This window comes from Calothrix sp. NIES-2100 (assembly GCF_963875285.1).
In the GTDB taxonomy this organism is placed as follows: Bacteria; Cyanobacteriota; Cyanobacteriia; order Cyanobacteriales; family Nostocaceae; genus Aulosira.
Genome location: NZ_CAWNLA010000001.1, coordinates 2,171,040 through 2,189,291, shown reverse-complemented (window position 1 = coordinate 2,189,291; position 18,252 = coordinate 2,171,040). Strand labels below are relative to the sequence as shown.

Sequence of the window (18,252 nt, the reverse complement as noted above, 5' to 3'; positions counted from 1 at the left end):
GTTCTCTATTTTTTCCTCGGCTGTATAATTTATCAATTTTTTCAAGAAAGTATTTTCGTAAACGTGTTTACAAATCATTTTGCTTTTGAGGAAGTGTCCGATTTCTTACAGTTCAGCATTTAATTTATCAAGGTCAATCATTAGTAAACCTTAAATTGTAAGGGAGGCAAAAGTGGTGTGGATGTTCTTCCCGCTTTATTGCCGTTGTGTAAGTCCTGACAGATTTGAAAGTTTTTATTCTCATTATTATTTTCGTTAAATCTATATTATTGGGAGCATCCCAATTTTACCTTTAATAAATTTGTAGTGGGAGCATCTTGCTCCCTAATGTCAAATCAGCGGGCTAAAGAGCCATCACTCTAAAAAAATCAATTTACACATTTTGGATGCACCCATATTCTTGAGCTAAGAATGAAACTTTATTCATATAAAAATTATCTATATAATATTACCATATCCTCATGAATAAATCAATAATTTCTTTAAAAGAACCTACTTTTCCCACTTTTCCCACTTAAGTTATAAAACCGCACAATAATGTTGCCAAAATAATATTTTGTATTTTGCAAAAATCCAGATTTTAATAATTTTAAAATTTAATTTTAATGCCTTATAATTTTTTCAGCTATAACTTTTAGGCATACCTGAGACAATTCATGGAATTACGGCATCTGAAATATTTTGTCACCGTTGCAGAAGAACTCAACTTTAGCCGTGCTGCTGTCCGACTGTTTATTTCCCAGCCTGCTTTAAGCCGTCAAATCAAAAACCTGGAAGATGAACTCGGTGTTGTGCTGTTTGTTAGACAATCTGATGGCTTGATACTCACACAAGCGGGTCAATTTTTTCTCGCACAAGCAAAAAATATTTTGAATCGTAGTCATGTGGCAGTGCAAACCCTCAAGACTGATTACACTAATACTTTGGAGCCTTTGGTTATTGGCTATATCCCAACCATCCTCCAGACTTTTCTCGGTCAAACCCTACACCGTTTTGGACATACCTATCCTGAGGTTGCTGTACGTTTGCAGGAGATGCCGCCTGCTGCACAAGTTAGAGCATTGCGAGAGGGTGCGATCGATATTGCCTTTATGGGCAATCCACCGGATGAGTTAGACGAAGAATTTACAGTCAAATGTGTGAAAAAAGTGCAGATTGTTGCTTTGTTACCAGATAACCATCGATTGGCACAGGAATCCTCGATAAATCTCGCGGAATTAGCATCGGAAAAATTTATCGGCATGTCTGAAGACACCTTTCCAGGGCGAAACGATCGCATCCGGGGTGTTTGCGACGAAGCGGGATTCACGCCAAATCTGCACCTGTTTGCTGATAGCCATGCCTCAATGATTACGTTGGTTGCCGCAGGGCAAGGGGTAGCAATCATGCCCAACGAGGCACAAGCCCTGCCCCATCCCCAAGTTGTATTTATGCCGCTTCACCATCCCATATACTACGCCCGCTCCACTGCCATGTGGAGAAAAGAAACACCTACTAAATCTTTAGATAAATATCTCAAAATTCTGTTTGAACATATTCAAGATTGAATCAGTGAACAGCGACCAACTAACCAACTAAACTAGGCTGCATCATCAGCTGTTGCTCTTTTTGCAGATCCTCAAATAAAGTGAGGTGTTGTTTATTTCCGGGAATATCGCTGCCAACGACATAAAACTCTTGAGGATAAATCCAGTTTGTATCCATCGGCCCGTGAATTTGAATTCCAGTCATTACTGCATATTTAAATACCTCTGTATCTACATTACTGAGCAGTTTTTGAATATCTCGAGAAACAATTTGCGATGCCAATTTTGTGATTTCTAGTAAGTCAGGTTTATTTCCATAGTAAATGGTAGAAAGAATCTTTTGTCGAACGATGGTTTGTTCGACATCTTCCATATCTATCTCTAATTTGATCTGACCAGACAAAAGTTCTTTGGCGATCGCCTCCAATGCACTGCAAGCATGAGAAACTTTTTGGATACCATAGCGGTAGACTTTGCCTACTTCCCCATCTTGAGAAATGGCAATGTGAGGCATGGCGTAAAAGGCAAACCGCCGTTTGTCATCAACAATTGGCACATAGTCAACAGCCGCACCTAAAGCTGTTTTGCCCATCATCACAAACCCCGCCAAGCTTGAGCAGTTGAAGGATTCACCCCACTTACGGATCACTTCAGCCAAAAATGGCTCGGTAATTTCATCCCGACACAGGGTAGTCATCCCCATCGTATTTTTATCATCAAATCCGTAAGCAGCTAACGCCTCATAGGTCATTTGTATATAAGTAGACATGGGTAGGGCGCCGGGGAAGTGCTTTTGCAGGACTTCGTAAAAGATCGGGTTTGACTCTGGGCTGTAGACATCAGCAGATTCTTTGACGCGGTTAAGCCAGAGTTCTGCTTTGGAATAGTTGTCTTTTTGTAGCTGTTGGATAGCTTGCTTGAAGTTCAACTGCACACCCCACACATCGGTATGGAAGCGTTTTTCTTGCTTCATCCGCTCAAAGAATTGTACCGCTTCTATGTGGTTGAGTTTCCCTTGCTTTTTGGCGATCGCCATAAATACTTCAAACACATCATCCGCCATCTTGGCATCACCGCAGACATAGTAATGAGATTGCGGATGGCACAAAAATTGCCATAAGCTTTGTGCGTTTTCCTGCATTAAGCCTTGCACGTAGAGTTTCTTCTCTGTGAGGCGGGAGAAAGCCACTTGCAGATCGGTCAACACTCCTTGATTTTGCCAGGTTGTCAGTTGCTCGCCATACAAAAAATCGCTGTTATTGCGACAGCCAAAGTACAGACAAGCTTCGCCTAAGGTAGTTCCTTGTTTCTGTAAGGCTTCACGGTACTGAAGGAAGGCAATTAGCGGTGATACTCCTGTACCAGGCCCCACCATCAACATCGGTGATAGCGGGTCGGCTGGGGGACGGAAGTCAGAAGTACGAACGCCAGCCGCACAAAAGTGTTCATATACGCTGGAAGTTTGATCGCCTCGTCCTACTATTTTTTGCCAATATTCTAGCTTTTGCTAACCAGTGTAATATTTCACAGAACGCTGATAATTTCAACTAAATCTAAGGCTATGAATTATTACGTATAATCTCCAAGGAAGATGGCAAAACTCGAATTAAGGAGTCATCCTAGAACTAACACCAATAAGTTTTTTACAGGTGTAGCATGACTATTACTTTAAATCACACCATTGTACCTGCAAGGGATAAAGAAGCATCGGCACAGTTTTTTGCAAGTATTTTTAATTTGAAGGTTGAGTCGGGCGTAGGACATTTCGCTGCTGTTCGCATTAACGACACATTAACCTTGGATTTTGCCGCTAGTGACGTGTTTGAGTCGCATCACTATGCATTTCATGTGAGTGATGAGGAATTTGATGCCATATTTGCGCGGGTTAAAGAGAAAGGTATTGAATATAGTAGCGATCCCATGCATCAAAATAAAGGTCAAATCAATCACAGGAAACAGGGACGTGGTTTCTATTTTTATGACCCCAACGGGCATAACTTAGAGCTGATTACCCGTGTGTAAATATTTACTAATTGACCCCAAAAGTTACCCCAGCTTTGGAACCGAAGAAGCGATCGCTCTCCAAGTTTATTTGTTATTGTTGAGTTCAAGTAGCATTTTACCTTAGTCTTTTTATGCGCACCAAAGCATCAGCATGACTGAACAATGGCGCATATATAAAAATTCGCATTTATGCTTAATTGCGCTTAGATTTTTCAAGGTTAAATTAAACTTAAGAACCTATTTTTATCCCCAAAGATAGAGACATTTGTCAAAAATTGCAGCACACTAGTAAGAGCAAATTTACGCTAAAATTCTGGTGTGAAAATGTGGCTCAAATATGGTGTAGATGAAGAAGAAAAATTAGTATCTATTGAAGATACTAGCAAGGGTAAGACTTTACTTAAGTGCCCTTATTGTCAAGGTAGTTTGATTGCTAAAAAAGGCACAATCAAAGAACATCATTTTGCTCATAATGGCGAAACTTGTCGCCCCGTAGCTAAACGAGAATTTCCCACTCTGCCACTTTATAACAATTTCAACATTCAGCTATCAGGTAAGGATTTGACACAATTAAAATTGCTTTGGCAAGAGTATGGAGCCAAAAATTACCCTATTAGTTATTATTTAGTTTTTCCGGGGTTGATCAAAGCAGGAATGTTGAGAAAAAACCTATACCTAACTCCACCTGAATATGAATTTAGTGATTTGGGTAAAATTCCTGTAGGAGCGCTAGATTTGCCGCTATTCAATGAAGTGCAGCAGCCACTATTACTGCAAAATTTATTGAAACTTGAGTTAGCTTTTGAACACGCTCTGCACAAAAACGCCCCAGATTTAGCATACAAAATCACTGATTTCAAACTGTACTGTGTCCAACTCCAACGCATCTTAGCCTGTAAACTCTATTTTTTAGAGATTCAAACAAATAAAGGAATCATCTATAAAATTGGAGTTACCCAAAGACCGATTCAAGACAGATTGGCGGAAATAAAATTAAATTTAGTTGCACATTACCAAACTGTTGATATTAAGGTACTGGGAACTTGGGAACATAGAGGGAATGTTGAGAAGTATTTCAAACACCGATATCAGAGTTTTAATTATCCCATTGGGTCTTTAACGGAGTACTATAAATTTACTACCGATTCTGCTAAAATCGTGCTGCACGATCTGCAACAAATGAAACCTAAAGTACTTTCTCAAAAGGAAATAGATATTCTTCAATATCAGCCTGGCTTAATTCAAGTTGCCGCTTAACTCAAATAGTGTCTCTGTATAGTTGCGATCGCCAGTAGATAATCACTGACATTTCCTATCACAAAAAGCTGGAAATACTTCTATTATTTCGCTTTGAGTGGGGCGATCGCAGTTTCTAAAGTTTCACAAGGTTCCGTATCTAGCAAGTGGGCATTGGTATTATTTCTCATGTCCCATTACCCATGCCCGCGAAATCCCATGCATAAAACGAGTTGGATGAACTTATTTTATCATCAGTGATTATCCGACTATCATCTCAGTCCTCAAGATTGAAAGCATAGCCGTTGTCTAATTTGCTGAAGCACCCGACAATTTCGGTCTTTTTGCCAATGGAAGTCCTAATAGTCAATCTTCTTGTGATAAATCTCAGTAATTTCTAGGTGGTTTTAGCAGATTTTTAATCTTTTTAAATAAAATTTCTAACAAAAATTATTTAATTTTTGAAAAATAGATTGATGCTATTGTTCATCAAGGTTAAGCTGATAAAAAGAAATTAGCAAGCTTTTGGGTCTTTAGTACTGGCATGACAAGTAATAATTTACAAAGTAGTCAGGAAAATCAAGATTTGGTTAAGTACAAGTCTCAACAGAGCAATCACCAAATTGCACAGGAAAGACTCTACAGTTTTTTGGTGGAAATTGTCCAAAAATCTCCACCTGATGAGGTTTTAACCGAATTTAAGCGGTTGTTTATAGATTTTCTTGACTCAGTTAAGTTAAGTAAAGCTACAGGAATTTATGGAATTTCGTTTCTGGAAACCGAGCAAGAGTTTTACTATACATTAAAACGGTGTTTTTATATAATAGTTAATAATTGGGAAGCTCAAAGGAAATATCAGCATATTCAACAATTAATTAAATTATTTGAAAGCTATAAACCAGAGATAGATAACAAGCATACTCAAACTAAGATTTTCCAAAATTGGCTGAAAAATTTTGTTGAGAGTAAAGACTATAAAGAACTCAAGGGTTTAATTCACAAATACAAAAAACAAGCCCAAAAATATGAAACTGACAGTAATTGGGCTAATCGCTACACTTCTTATTTATTAGTAGCTCAATCTTTTGATGCGAAAAGGCCCAGGGAGCAGCAAGAAGTAGCCAGAAAGCTCTCGAAACAAATGAAAGACAAATTTAAGTTTGATCTAGCAATGTATATTGCTCGTTCTCAGTCTGCATCTTCAAGTACAACACGTTATAAAAATCCCACTATTTTGGGAGATAATGTTTTGCGCATCATTAAAATGATAGTAGTTAAAAAGGGTGCATTTAGTTATGAGAATGTAGCGAATATATTTATCAAGCAAACCGCCAATCAAACCCTGAGAAGCTTTAAAGAAACTGTCCAGAAATATTTATTTTATACTGTAGATAATCAAGACTTAGTAAATACTGTAATTCAGTATTTATCAGAGAAGTTATCTTCTTGGAAACAAGAATCTAATGAAGAAATGATCAATAATAATTTAATTTTGAGAACCTGTAACCGATTAATTGATTGCCTGACTATCGAAAACGGCAAAGAACCTTCACCATTATTTATTTTATTGCTGTCCGGTGGGAATCCACTCACATTAGTAATTATCCTCCTAAAAATTATTTTAATTTCGAGAAATTCCCGCAGCCATTTAGAAATTAGAATTGCTAATTTAATTAGTTATTACGAGAACTTTCCAGAGAAAGAATGTCAATGGTTTATCAATTTTCTCGAATTCTTTAATATTACTTTTGCAATATATGCCGAGAATATTGAATACAATTTGATTACGATGAGAAAAGAACAGTCTAGTCTTAAATCTCTAACTCTAGATGATTATCGTGTATTTTCACAATTGAAACTAGATAAACAAAAATGAAGCCGGGTTGAGTTTTTACAACTAAGATTCAGTCAGCCGTTCGTCAAGCCAAGCGAAGAACGCACCAGCAGTTTCAGCGATAATGCTAATGAGACGATAGAGGGCGATCGCACTAATGACTAAAGCTGTGGGAAAATGATGTTGCAAAAGTGCGATCGCCGTTGCTTCAAACACACCCAACCCACCAGGCGCACCGGGAACCACAAAACCCAACAACCAAGCAAAACTAAAAGCCCCCAACAACAAGGGAATTTGACTGGCGTTTAAAGGACTCAAAGCGAAAACAGTTAAGATAAACCCAGTACTACGCAATCCCAAAAAGCCCAATTCTCCTAACAATGGGCGCAACGGATAGCGTTCAATCTTGAGATTAACGCTCTCGTTGCTATCCTTGTTGTCCTTTTTGGCTTTCAATCCCACCAGGAAGTGGATAACTGGGTTTAAAAATTGGGGATGAAGCGCAGCAAGTATCACAGCCAAACAGAGAAATTGTAATATTTGCCACACAATACTATTAGCAGATGCAAGTTGAGTGCCAAATAGAACAACGATAATTAAAGCAGCAGCCGCCATCAGTAGCGGTTCTAGTAGTACACTTAGGGTAGCCGCACCGATAGAACCTGTAGCGTTTTTCGCAGCAACAATTCGACCGTAATGGTGCCATACATTACCTGGTAAATACTTGGCTATGTTTGTTTTCAGGTAAACCTGGATGAATACTAAAGATTCTACAGGTTGATTTAGCTCTTGGAGAACCCAAGTCCAGATCCAGCCCGCCCAAGTATGTGCTAATAAGGTTACACCAGTAGCGATCGCCAAAATTGCCCATCCTATAGCATCAATCTGGATATTGATTACCTCTTGCCAGTGATCCTTTAAGGCTTTACCCAAAAAAAACAGCGTTCCGCCTAAAATTATCCAACGTAAAATTTTTTTCCACATTCCAGTAATTTAACGGTTAAATCTTCTAGGACTGAACATCTCAAATTTTATGCTACATCAGCTATATAAACAATTTTTTGGCTTCAACATGCTGGTGATTTTAAATAAGTTGATGTATTTATTTTGACAATTTTTTGGCTATTTAACTACAAACCCTAAAATTTTATCATCAAAGAAAAATTTTGAATGCTAAGCATTACCGTTTGTACATAGTTGCTTATCAAAAGTCTATTAATTATTAGGATTTATAATTTCATCTATAGTTAATATTACGTAACAAACTTATATTAGTAAATATAAATTGAGAACTTAATTTATAAACAAAATTATATACTCCTAAAAATAGCTGAAATACCTGTAATCATTATCAGCAGCTAATCTACTTATATAATATCTCTCTTGGGTTAGATAAAAACAGTGTATTAGATGCAATAAACATGTGACCTACGCTAGAGGAAAAGCTTATTCAAAAGCCATATTGTTGGTAATTGTTGAAACCAAATTAGTCAACTAAAAACAAGCGGGAATCTCGCTGAACAATAAATAATGCTCGGCGAAAGTCAGCTTGCTCATAGTTGCGAGGAGGAATGAGTGAATCGTTTGACAGCTTTATTGAAAAAACTACGGCTGCACCAGATTTTGACTGTATTTTTAGCCAGTCTATTTTTGATAGTTAGCACAGTAACTAACTCTAGCAACCAGAATCAGCGCGATCAAGCTAGCTCACTAGAGCTAAATTCACAACTATTGATTGCCACAGCCACCACAAATAGAGAATCGGAAATACTTTACCCTGGTGCAGAAACACCAGCAGGTAGACTTCAAAAAGAAGCCGAATTACCCCTAATTACAGAAAAGAACTTCCAACAACCTGAACCAGGCGGTTTAATTCAGCGCCAATCAGATGTCGGTAACCGAATTCAAGACAGACTAGAAACTGTCAAAGAAACTTTCAAAGATGCTTCCGGCTTTTTACAAAATAAGGCAGACGAAGCCAGTGCTAGACCTGAACTACAGAAAAATCCAGCAGTCGGCAGATAGAAATTTTGCCTTACCACTGGATTTTTCCAGGGTAAATATAGCCAAAAACCATCTTGGTTAAAGTTTAAATTCCACAAAATAACGTAAGGAGTAGCAGAATGAAAAGAGTTATTGCTTGGTTCAAAAACATTCGTCCCGCAAAAGTTTTAACAGCTTTTGTAGCCAGTATGTTCCTCATGCTGACACAAGCTTGTAATAATCCCGGAATAGCTGCACAGCCACCGCAACCTGGTTCTCAACCACCTAATGCCGAACGTTACGATCCGACAAAAAGTTATGATCTCAATTCTCCTAAAGGTGGGATGAACAACTTTAATGATGTAGATTCCCGAGCAGAAGGTGATCAAAGCGCCGCAGAAGCGAGAAGTAAAGGTCTGCGGGACAATGCTCAAAGAAATATTAATCAAAAGGGCATTGACAGCGTAGACCAATATGTAGACAATTATCGCCAAGGTACACCCTTGGGTCAAAGAGTGAAAAACCTCGGTGAAGATATTGGTAGCTCTGCTCAAGAATTAGGCGAAGGTGTTGCTAAAGGAACCCAACGCGGCATTGAAAATCTCAAAGGAAACACCCAGAATGCTACTGAAGGTGTGGGCAAAAATGTCCAACGTACAGGCGAAGACGTTAAAACCAATGTCCAACGTTCAGCTGAAGATGCAGCGGATGCAGTGAAAGGGACATTTAGATAAGTTAACTTAAATTACTCATCGGTTAAACATAGGGCGAGGCGAAATCCTTGCCCTATTTTTTATTGCGCTTAAGTGCGGGACGCTGTGTCAGTTGTCATTTGTCATTTGTCATTTGTCATTTGTCTCCCTTGTCTCCCCATGCCCCTATTTTTATGTCAGCCTTTTTAAATACCAACTGTGGAGCGCTAACCGCTGAATTTCACGCCAGGGAAGATTGTATTTGCGTGCTAATTCGGCACAATCTTCGTATTCTGGCTGCACGTTAGCAATTACGTCTTTTCCTTGCCAAGCAACCTTGACACGCACTTTACCATATTCAGTTTCTACTTGTTGAATTTCCCGTTGTAAAATGGCACGTTGCTGAGTGGTGCGACGAATGCCTAAAGTTGTGGTTTCCCGAAATAAAACTGCTTCACAGTTAGGTAAATTTTCTGGATGACAAATCACTGTTAGTAATATCCCTGGACGGGATTTTTTCATGCCTATAGATTGAGTAAAGACATCTACGGCGCCCGCCGCAAACAATGCGTCAAATACATAGCCAATTGCTTGGGGGTTTAAGTCATCAATTTGAGTTTCCAGAACCGATATAGTTTCTAAACTTGGGTTAGTATCGCCATAATTGGTAAAATCTGACTGTAAACTGCTACTTTCACCCAACCACAGCCGTAGTATATTGGGGATGGGCAAATTTGCCGAACCTGCTCCCAATCCTACTTGCTGGATGGTGATGGGTGGTGGTGAACCAAAATCTCTCGCTAAAGTAGTAGCGATCGCGGCTCCTGTAGGTGTTACTAATTCTCGTTCAATACCATTGCTATAAACTGGACAGCCCCGCATTTCCCACAACTTCAAAACTGCGGGTACGGGTACTGCCATTTGTCCATGTGCAGCGCGGACTGTTCCCCCACCTGTGGGAAACGGTGAACAGTAGAGTAGGGGCCATCCTTGGTCATTACTGGCAATACCCAACCAATCTAACCCTAAACAAGTACCGACAATATCCACAATTGCATCCACGGCTCCCACCTCATGAAAATGAACTTTTTCAGGGGAAATGCCGTGTACAGCACCTTCTGCTACTGCCAGTTGCCGAAATACAGCTAAACTCCAAGCCTCTGCCCTTGATGGTAAACCAGCTTGGAGAATCATCCGCTCAATTTCTGGCAAGTGGCGTGCATGATGATAATGATCGTGTTCGCGATCGTGGTGTCCATGCTCATGTGCTAAATCCACATGGACTTTGGTCGCCTGCTGACCATGACGTTGGACAAGTTCTGCCCTTAACTGGTATTCCTGTTGAATTCCCAATCCGTGGAGTTTTTCAATTAAATATTCTAAGGGCACACCCAGACTTACCAAGGCCCCCAAACACATATCACCGGCAATCCCCGATGGACATTGAAGATAAGCAACTTTGGTCATATATGAATTACTCATCAGTACATAGTCATCAGTTAATAGTACACAGTACACAAACTCATAACTGACGACTGAGAACTGAATAACTTACTATTCCTGATTAACAGCTTTAATATAGTCGTATTTACTGCTGAGCGATCTAGTATTCAATTTTATATTTTTCTGACAATGCAAAACCCTCAAATTTCCTTCCCAAATTTTTTATGGCAAAAATTTTCACAGTCCATCCTGATAATCCTCAAATCCGCCGTATAGAGGAAATAAAATCGGCACTTTCTAGCGGCGCGGTAATGCTCTACCCTACTGATACGGTCTATGCAATTGGTTGTGATTTGAATGCCAAGTCGGCGGTAGAACGAGTACGGCAAATTAAGCAGCTAGCAAATGACAAGCCACTGACATTTTTATGTCCTTCACTCTCAAATGTGGCGACTTATGCCTTCGTAAGTGATACAGCCTATCGAATTATGAAGCGCCTGATCCCAGGACCGTACACATTTTTATTACCTGCTACTAAATTGGTACCAAGACTAGCACAAAACCCCAAGCGAAAAACTACTGGTATTCGCGTGCCCAATCATACTGTATGTCTGGCATTACTGACAGCGTTGGGTAATCCCATTATTTCTACTTCGGCTCATCTGCCGCCAGATGAGGTAGATAATGGGATGGGAGATAATCCAGAATCTAATTTGTCTCAGATGCAACTATTTGACCGTTTGGATAACTTGGTAGATGTAATTGTAGATACTGGCGAGGAACCTACATATGAAGTGTCTACAATTTTGGACTTGACCGGAGATCAACCAATGATGACAAGACGAGGTTTAGGCTGGGAAGAAGTAGCCGCCTGGGTTTAGTAACTAGACTTCACAGGCTAATTCGTCAATTTCGGAAAATCTAAGTAAATAAGCTCCAGTTTAACAATTGTCCTAATTACAGGTGCAAAGAACAGGTAAAAGCGGATAACGACAAAGTGAGGCACAGTAATCGTTTTGGGCGAATTTTAGCAAATTGTAAATAGCCCTGTGCCACCTGGATGAGGTTGCTTGTTAAAAAACCGACACAATGCTAACCTGTAACTTTTTCAGATTTCTTACAGTCATATATGTGAGCAGTGCTCACAGCGAGTCTTGATGGATAAATACCAAATTTATTAACCAAGACTAGACTCAGGTGCTGAATGGACATTGTTATAACGGTGCAATACCACTTCTAGTAAAAGTTATGAAAGCTAACCTTGCTAATCTGCCAACCTCTACATCTGCTTTTGACTTCCAAGTTTCCACCAAAGAAGTAACAGCCAGCAACATCGATACTCTGATGCAACTGCTATTAGAAGAAATCCAATCTCAAGTAAAAGCTGCACCTGGGTGTGTGCAAGCAGTAGCAAAACGCATAGCAAAAGAAGTGGAACGGATTTGTGATAAAAGCACCCGCATCCAAACATCAGGAGAAATCCAAGCTTGGCAGCTAACGCTAGCAAGACATCGTCTGCAAAAGTGTCTGCGTTACTACCAACTGGGTTCACGCAGAGGACGCGTTGAATTACATAGCAATTTAGGTGCTATGGTTTATCGCCACGTTACTATTTCCGGCTCAGATATGGGATTTCAGGGACGTTACAACCTGATTGAAGATTTTTTACAAGCATTTTATATCGAAGCGATTAAAGCTTTCCGTCGAGAAAATGAATTAGCTGAAGATTACACACCACGCACTCAGCTGCAATTAGCAGAGTACATGGCTTTTACAGAACAATATGCCAAGCGCCGCATTAATTTACCTGGGAGTGCTAGTCAGCAGTTAATTATTTTACGTGCCCAAGGCTTTGCCCGTCGCCAGCCGCAAGAAACTACCGTAGATATTGAAATGGCGGTAGAGTCTGCCAAGAGTGAAGAAGGAGAAGCTTACCAGCGTAACTCGGCGGTGCAACAGCTAAGATCCCAGATGATCGCCCAAAATACTTTTGATCCATCAGAAGAATCAGAACGCGATCGCGTCATTGCTGAATTAATAAGTTATTTAGAAGCTCAAGGTCAATCTGATTGTGTAGATTACCTCACCCTGAAGCTACAAGACCTTTCTGCACCAGAAATTGACCAAATTCTCGGTTTGAGCAGCCGTCAGCGCGACTACCTGCAACAGCGTTTTAAATATCATGTAGAAAAATTCGCCAAGCAACATCATTGGCAATTGGTACATCAATGGTTAGGTGCTGGTTTAGAGCATAGATTGGGTCTTTCTGCTCAACAATGGCAAACATTTTTAAGCTTGTTGTCAGAACAGCAACAGCAAATTTTACAATTAAAAACAGCACGACACAGCGACCAAGCGATCGCCAAAACCCTCAAATGCACCCCCAAACAACTGCAAAAGCGTTGGACTCAACTTTTAGACCTAGCATGGGCTATCCGCAACGGTAATACTCAAGCTCAGACAGGCTGAGTCAAGAGTCAAGAGTCAATGGTCATTTGTCAATTGTCATTTGTCTCCCTTCCCTTGTCCTCCTTGTCTCCCTTGTCCTTCTTGTCCCCCCTGCCCCGGTTGGTGAGCGCAGCGATGCACTGAGCTTGTCGAAGTGTCGAACCACTGCCCCCTCATCCCCCCGCGTCTCCCTTCCCTGATTCGCTTGATGAATCTTCGTTGCAGTAAAAGTGAATTAGTATCGGGCTTGCAGCCATCTCGTCTGTTTTTTGCAATCAGTCAGTTAATCTTTTATCAACTTCATCTTGTGGAAACAATCAAATATCTAACTTTACCTCCATCCCTTCTGATTACAAAAGACAGGAATGGGGGTAAAGTCATTGCTTTGCAGTCATAATATTATGACTTTAAATACACATGGGAACTATTCAAACAGTTTGGTACAAAAGTACTAAAAAAATTGAATTTTCTCTGTTTATAATTCAGCTTTTTTGATGCAAAATTGAAAATTCATATGAAATAATATACCATCTGTGACTGCTACTGTGGAATCCTAGAATCAAGGGCGATTTTGGCACAGGGATTCAGGATGACTATGACTCAAGGCGCACGGGCAAATAAGTCGGGAAATATTTTAGAAGGAAATATTGAAGCAGTCTTGAATGGACATAATTATTTCCAAGTCGGTAGTCATGTTACCAAAGAATTTCTTTTAACTGCCACTTTATTACCAAAACGCTACGCCAAGCAGGTTTCCATTGGTACAGGAATTTATCAAACTGCTCTAAAAGTGGACTTTTATGTTGTTGGTTTACCAGTCAGCCCTCCTGGGTTAATTATTGAGTGTAAATGGCAAGAAAGTGGGGGATCGGTTGATGAAAAATTCCCTTATTTAAATATGAATATTCAGCAATCTTACCCAGCACCAACTATTGTGGTGCTTGGCGGTGAAGGCATGAGAGAAGGAGCAATTAAATGGCTCAGGCAACAGGTTATGTATAATCGAAATTTATTAGGCGTTTATAACTTAGATAGATTTATCGCTTGGGCAAATAAACATTGTTAATTTAGTTTGTCATTGGTCATTGGTCATTTGTCATTGGGAAAATATTTCAATTCTTTACATTATTTAAACCACTAGTTTATATTTCTATTGGTTTTCTTAATAAGAAGTAATTAATAATTCGTAAATCATGCCGCGTTTTTTAGTATTAGAATTAATAGACCGTGATGCCGCTATGGGATAGATATTAAAATTTATTTCCTGATATAAGTTTCTAATAAATTCACAATCAGAATTACATACCATAACTTTAACACCACGATTGGCTAATTTTGCACAAGTATCTCTCAAACGTTCTTGGTCTTCTTCATCAAAAGAATCACGATGGTAACCTGTAAAATAACTAGTACTACTTATAGGATGATAAGGCGGATCGCAGAAGACAAAATCATCACTGCTGGTCTCGTAATTTAATAGTTCTACAAAATCAGCTTGTTTAATTTGAGTATGCGCCAGTACTACTGAGGCTGCTCGCAGTAAAGCTTCGTCACAAATATTAGGATTTTTGTATCTGCCTATGGGCACATTAAATTGACCTTTAGAGTTGACTCGATAAAGTCCATTGAAACAGGTCTTATTCAAATAAATTAACCGCGCGGCTTTTTCTAAAGCAGTGTTTCCCGGATTCGCTCTTACTGTATAATAGTATTCTCGATTATGACGAAATTTATGTTCTTTTAATAAGCAAATTAAATCCTCAACTTGATCCCGAACACAGCGATATGTGGTAATTAATTCCGCATTAATATCAGTGATAATTGCCACTTGTGGTTGGAGATGGAAAAATACAGCACCGCCTCCAATAAATGGCTCATAGTAAGTCTTATATTTGGTAGGTAAATAAGGAAGGTATTGTTGAATTAACCGACTTTTACCACCTGCCCACTTCAAAAAAGGACGTGGGCAAATTTCTTGAGGAATTTGGCTTACCATTTCATTGCAACTTATTTACTAAATCTAACCACTATAAACTAACGAATCATATTTTATAGGAATTTATTAAATTTCAGGCGGTATCGTTTACAATTAAATGAAACACGCATATCAAAACAAACTTATAGTCTATAACAAGGCAGTCTAAATAAATGTTTGACGGATTCTGGGATAACGTCTTTCGCTACCCCCGCTACTTGATTACGATCCTCGCAGGGATTTTTTTGAATACATTTGAGCCATTGTTTCCACTGTTGAAACGCCCAATCACCTTGATTCCCCTCATCGGTTTATTGTTTGGCAGCTTGGCCTTCGTTACTTTCACGCTCCGCGCCATGCTGGGCTATTAAGTACAATCTAGGTTGGCGCTATAGGGGGGTTTGCCCTACAGACAGTTGGGCAAGCACTGTTCTCCCTGATTTCTATCTATTGTTAAGTTATACAACCTCTGTGAGGAGGCAGAATTTTTATGGCTACAAATCGCCGCGTTTCCCGCGTTGCTGAATTGATCAAACGGGAAGTTAGCCAAATGCTACTCAACGGCATTAAGGATGACCGTGTGGGTACAGGAATGGTAAGTGTAACGGATGTTGATGTCTCTGGGGATCTACAACATGCCAAAATTTACGTCAGTATTTATGGCACAGAAGCAGCCAAGGCGGAAACAATGGCGGGTTTAAAGTCGGCCACAGGGTACGTCCGCAGCGAACTTGGGGCGCGGGTAAGGCTACGTCGCACGCCAGAAGTAATATTTATTGAAGACCGTTCAATAGAAAGAGGTAATAGAGTGTTGACACTATTGAACCAACTCAAAGATGAACGTCCATCCGCAAATGCGTCAGGAGACGATGAGAATAATGCCGACAAAGATGATGATGAATTTTCGGAATCAGTAACTTAAACAACAAAGTAACTTCTGGAACAATTAATCCCTGAGAATTCGCTCCTCAGTTTACAGACGTTATCGAGTCACGTCTGTTTCAATGTGACTATAGATTCAGGGGATAGAGCTAGAGACAAGGAGGATAAGGAAGCAGAGAAAGCAGAGGAAGCAGAGGAAGCAGAGGATACATGACTTATGCCCAATGCCCCATGCTCACTTGCCCTCTCGCAAGCCTTACTGCGTTCGCGCAGCGTCTCGTAGAGAAGCAGAACTCGTTCGCGCAGCGTCTCCGTCAGGAGAAGGGTAGGGATGCCCAATGCCCAATGCCCAATGCCCAATGCCCAATGCCCAATGCCCCATGAGTGTAGAAGTTAATACAGCAAAGAAAATTTCTTTAAGAAATAATTAACAGATGAAAGGCTGTAAGGTTTCCTGGTGTACTTTAACCTAATACTTTGCAACACTTTATACTCTAATTTCTGCAAGAGATGACTGCCTACTGAGGACTAGGTATAAGGAATTTTCATGCTTATTTATGGGTTTTTTCCATGATTGACTGCCTTGAACATAGAAATTAGGGATACAAGGGAAGGAGAATCATTAGTATTGCCCCCTGTCCCGCCACAAGCCCCATGCCCCATGCCCAATGCCTTATGCTCATTTATCTACATGGGGATGAACTTTTATTCATTGGGACTGCATAGCAGGTTATGTTGACTACCCTGGTATTCTTATATGAAGCAGATTTACTCATAATGTCAGAATATGTTGACTTTCTTTACATTTCTTAAGATAATTTGAGGATATGTAGCGTCAAAATGAAATTAGTTCCGTATAGCAAACTACAAAACCTTAGCTACAAGTCTAATTGTTGTCATGTTTGTTCCATCTAAATATCGGGAACACTATCTACGTGTAATTTGTGAGAAAAAATCATGAGTGTGAATACGGTGCCCTCTATCAGTTACTACTCTTTGGATGTAATTCAGGACGAAGCACGCCGACTGGTGCAGAAGGGAATGGTCAGCCGGCAACAGCCAATATATACACTCTGCCAATACATCCCTGCCAGAGAGTGGGTTTGCGTTGAATGTGAACTAGAAAAATGTGACTTTTTGTTACGCGATCGCATTGGCGATCTGATTGGTCGTGAAGAATGGGATAACGACTAATCAATACTCAATTTCTGATTTTGGGCTGAGAAGCAAATTTAAGGGATAATCTCTGGTTTTAATGACCATTACTCCAAATCCAGGATGTTAAATTGCCATTAAGACAGAAGCATTAGAGTCTGATTTATACAAGTTTTCGTTTTAGCGATCGCATCGGTAATTAATTCTCAGTTACATCCGATCTCGCCACCTGAGTATAGTATGTACATTCCCTAACCGGGGCAGTTTCCAATTGTAGACTGCTCCGGTAATTTTTCAGAAGAAGCCTGACAATGTAAACACAGTTAGCCAACTTGCTCTAGGTACTGATTAACGTCTTCAATCACGCGAGTGAGTTCCGCCTCTGTAGTTAAACGAATACTCAAGTCGCGGATCGTGAGTAAGACTTTAGCAGCGAAGGGAGTCGGCCAAATATTTGGATTACAGAAAATTTCTAAAAATACCTCACCAGTGTAGCGATATTCTACAGGAGCCTGGGGAGTGACTTTTCCTGCCCCTGGAGTCGTTTTAGCAGCGACAGTTTTCAGCCGAGACACTAATTCATCCAAAGCTGCTTTTAATTCCTGTGCTGCTTGGGGTGAAAAACTGAAGGAGACAGAACCTTCAATCAAGTTCAATGTTAGGGGCGTCGAAGACATAAGCTATTGATTCAGCCTGATTGATAATTACTCATGTTACCGGAATAGGGGCTAGGGGTTAGGGGTTAGGGGCTAGGGGAACCAGGATTAGGGGTTAGGCGCTATGGGTTAGGGGCTAGGGCGTGTTTTCAAACCCCAAACGCCTTCAGGCTAAAGCCTGAGGCTATATTAACAAAGCCCACCTGCGTGGGCTAAAAAGCCTTATTTCTCGTAGTCCGCGCAGGCGGTGAGTCCAGCGCTGCGGGAGGGTTTCCCTCTGCAGGCGACTGGCGTTAGCGTAGCGTTAGCGACGTTCGCGAAGCGTCTCCCCTTGGGAGAAGGAGCGTCACCCGAAGGGACTTGGTAGAGCTAGCCGCACCCTTGTAGGGTGACGGCGACTTTGAAAACACGCCCTAGG

The 18,252-nt window shown here is 40.2% G+C and carries 17 protein-coding genes; 12 read left to right on the top strand and 5 right to left on the bottom strand.

Going from position 1 to position 18,252, the window contains the following annotated elements; genetic code table 11:
- The first annotated feature begins 656 nt into the window (after positions 1–656).
- Positions 657–1,547, top strand: a complete 891-nt coding sequence (locus AACU32_RS09390) for a LysR family transcriptional regulator (RefSeq protein ID WP_096599325.1) — start codon at positions 657–659, stop codon at positions 1,545–1,547.
- 19 nt (positions 1,548–1,566) lie between these two features.
- Here AACU32_RS09390 and AACU32_RS09385 read toward each other — a convergent pair whose 3' ends face one another.
- The gene (locus AACU32_RS09385; protein WP_339377702.1) at positions 1,567–2,907 is read right to left on the bottom strand and encodes a hypothetical protein; all 1,341 of its coding nucleotides are present in this window, start codon (positions 2,905–2,907) and stop codon (positions 1,567–1,569) included.
- A 275-nt stretch (positions 2,908–3,182) separates the two neighbouring features.
- Here AACU32_RS09385 and AACU32_RS09380 point away from each other — a divergent pair, with 275 nt between their 5' ends.
- From AACU32_RS09380 to AACU32_RS09370, 3 genes are all read left to right on the top strand, one after another.
- Entirely contained in the window at positions 3,183–3,548 is a 366-nt protein-coding gene (locus tag AACU32_RS09380) for a VOC family protein (RefSeq protein WP_096599324.1), read from the top strand.
- Between the two features lie 306 nt (positions 3,549–3,854).
- Complete coding sequence (locus AACU32_RS09375; protein ID WP_096599323.1) at positions 3,855–4,787, top strand: competence protein CoiA family protein; 933 nt, start codon at positions 3,855–3,857, stop codon at positions 4,785–4,787.
- A gap of 523 nt (positions 4,788–5,310) precedes the next feature.
- Positions 5,311–6,642 carry a hypothetical protein gene (locus AACU32_RS09370; protein ID WP_096599322.1) on the top strand — a complete coding sequence of 444 codons (1,332 nt, stop codon included), beginning with the start codon at positions 5,311–5,313 and terminating at the stop codon, positions 6,640–6,642.
- A 21-nt stretch (positions 6,643–6,663) separates the two neighbouring features.
- Here AACU32_RS09370 and AACU32_RS09365 read toward each other — a convergent pair whose 3' ends face one another.
- Positions 6,664–7,584: a lysylphosphatidylglycerol synthase domain-containing protein gene (locus AACU32_RS09365; protein ID WP_096599321.1), complete on the bottom strand. Its 921-nt coding sequence runs from the start codon at positions 7,582–7,584 to the stop codon at positions 6,664–6,666.
- Positions 7,585–8,175: 591 nt separating this feature from the next.
- On the opposite strand from AACU32_RS09365, the gene AACU32_RS09360 reads away from it, so the two are divergent.
- Both AACU32_RS09360 and AACU32_RS09355 read left to right on the top strand, forming a co-directional pair.
- Positions 8,176–8,625, top strand: coding sequence for a DUF6658 family protein (locus tag AACU32_RS09360; protein ID WP_096599320.1), 450 nt, complete (start codon positions 8,176–8,178; stop codon positions 8,623–8,625).
- Positions 8,626–8,723: 98 nt separating this feature from the next.
- Positions 8,724–9,317 carry a hypothetical protein gene (locus tag AACU32_RS09355; protein ID WP_096599319.1) on the top strand — a complete coding sequence of 198 codons (594 nt, stop codon included), beginning with the start codon at positions 8,724–8,726 and terminating at the stop codon, positions 9,315–9,317.
- Between the two features lie 150 nt (positions 9,318–9,467).
- Here the strand turns inward: AACU32_RS09355 and larC are convergent, their stop codons facing one another.
- Positions 9,468–10,742, bottom strand: coding sequence for a nickel pincer cofactor biosynthesis protein LarC (gene larC, locus AACU32_RS09350; protein ID WP_096599318.1), 1,275 nt, complete (start codon positions 10,740–10,742; stop codon positions 9,468–9,470).
- A gap of 200 nt (positions 10,743–10,942) precedes the next feature.
- Here larC and AACU32_RS09345 point away from each other — a divergent pair, with 200 nt between their 5' ends.
- The 3 genes from AACU32_RS09345 to AACU32_RS09335 all read left to right on the top strand — a co-directional run bounded on the left by AACU32_RS09345 (position 10,943) and on the right by AACU32_RS09335 (position 14,232).
- On the top strand, positions 10,943–11,599 hold the full coding sequence (locus AACU32_RS09345) for an L-threonylcarbamoyladenylate synthase (RefSeq protein ID WP_096599317.1): 657 nt from the start codon (positions 10,943–10,945) through the stop codon (positions 11,597–11,599).
- Between the two features lie 367 nt (positions 11,600–11,966).
- Entirely contained in the window at positions 11,967–13,187 is a 1,221-nt protein-coding gene (locus AACU32_RS09340; protein ID WP_096599316.1) for a HetZ-related protein, read from the top strand.
- 568 nt (positions 13,188–13,755) lie between these two features.
- Positions 13,756–14,232: a PD-(D/E)XK nuclease superfamily protein gene (locus tag AACU32_RS09335; RefSeq protein ID WP_339377701.1), complete on the top strand. Its 477-nt coding sequence runs from the start codon at positions 13,756–13,758 to the stop codon at positions 14,230–14,232.
- Positions 14,233–14,328: 96 nt separating this feature from the next.
- Here the strand turns inward: AACU32_RS09335 and AACU32_RS09330 are convergent, their stop codons facing one another.
- Complete coding sequence (locus AACU32_RS09330) at positions 14,329–15,162, bottom strand: DNA adenine methylase (protein ID WP_096599314.1); 834 nt, start codon at positions 15,160–15,162, stop codon at positions 14,329–14,331.
- Positions 15,163–15,314: 152 nt separating this feature from the next.
- Between AACU32_RS09330 and AACU32_RS09325 the strand changes: the two genes are divergently transcribed.
- From AACU32_RS09325 to AACU32_RS09315, 3 genes are all read left to right on the top strand, one after another.
- Positions 15,315–15,512 (top strand): DUF751 family protein, encoded by a 198-nt coding sequence (locus tag AACU32_RS09325; RefSeq protein WP_096599313.1) that lies wholly within the window; start codon positions 15,315–15,317, stop codon positions 15,510–15,512.
- Between the two features lie 119 nt (positions 15,513–15,631).
- Positions 15,632–16,063 carry a 30S ribosome-binding factor RbfA gene (gene rbfA, locus AACU32_RS09320; protein ID WP_096599312.1) on the top strand — a complete coding sequence of 144 codons (432 nt, stop codon included), beginning with the start codon at positions 15,632–15,634 and terminating at the stop codon, positions 16,061–16,063.
- Positions 16,064–16,980: 917 nt separating this feature from the next.
- Positions 16,981–17,217: a DUF4327 family protein gene (locus AACU32_RS09315; protein WP_045872662.1), complete on the top strand. Its 237-nt coding sequence runs from the start codon at positions 16,981–16,983 to the stop codon at positions 17,215–17,217.
- 284 nt (positions 17,218–17,501) lie between these two features.
- On the opposite strand, the gene AACU32_RS09310 is transcribed toward AACU32_RS09315, so the two are convergent.
- Complete coding sequence (locus AACU32_RS09310) at positions 17,502–17,855, bottom strand: hypothetical protein (protein ID WP_096599311.1); 354 nt, start codon at positions 17,853–17,855, stop codon at positions 17,502–17,504.
- Between the last annotated feature and the right edge of the window lie 397 nt (positions 17,856–18,252).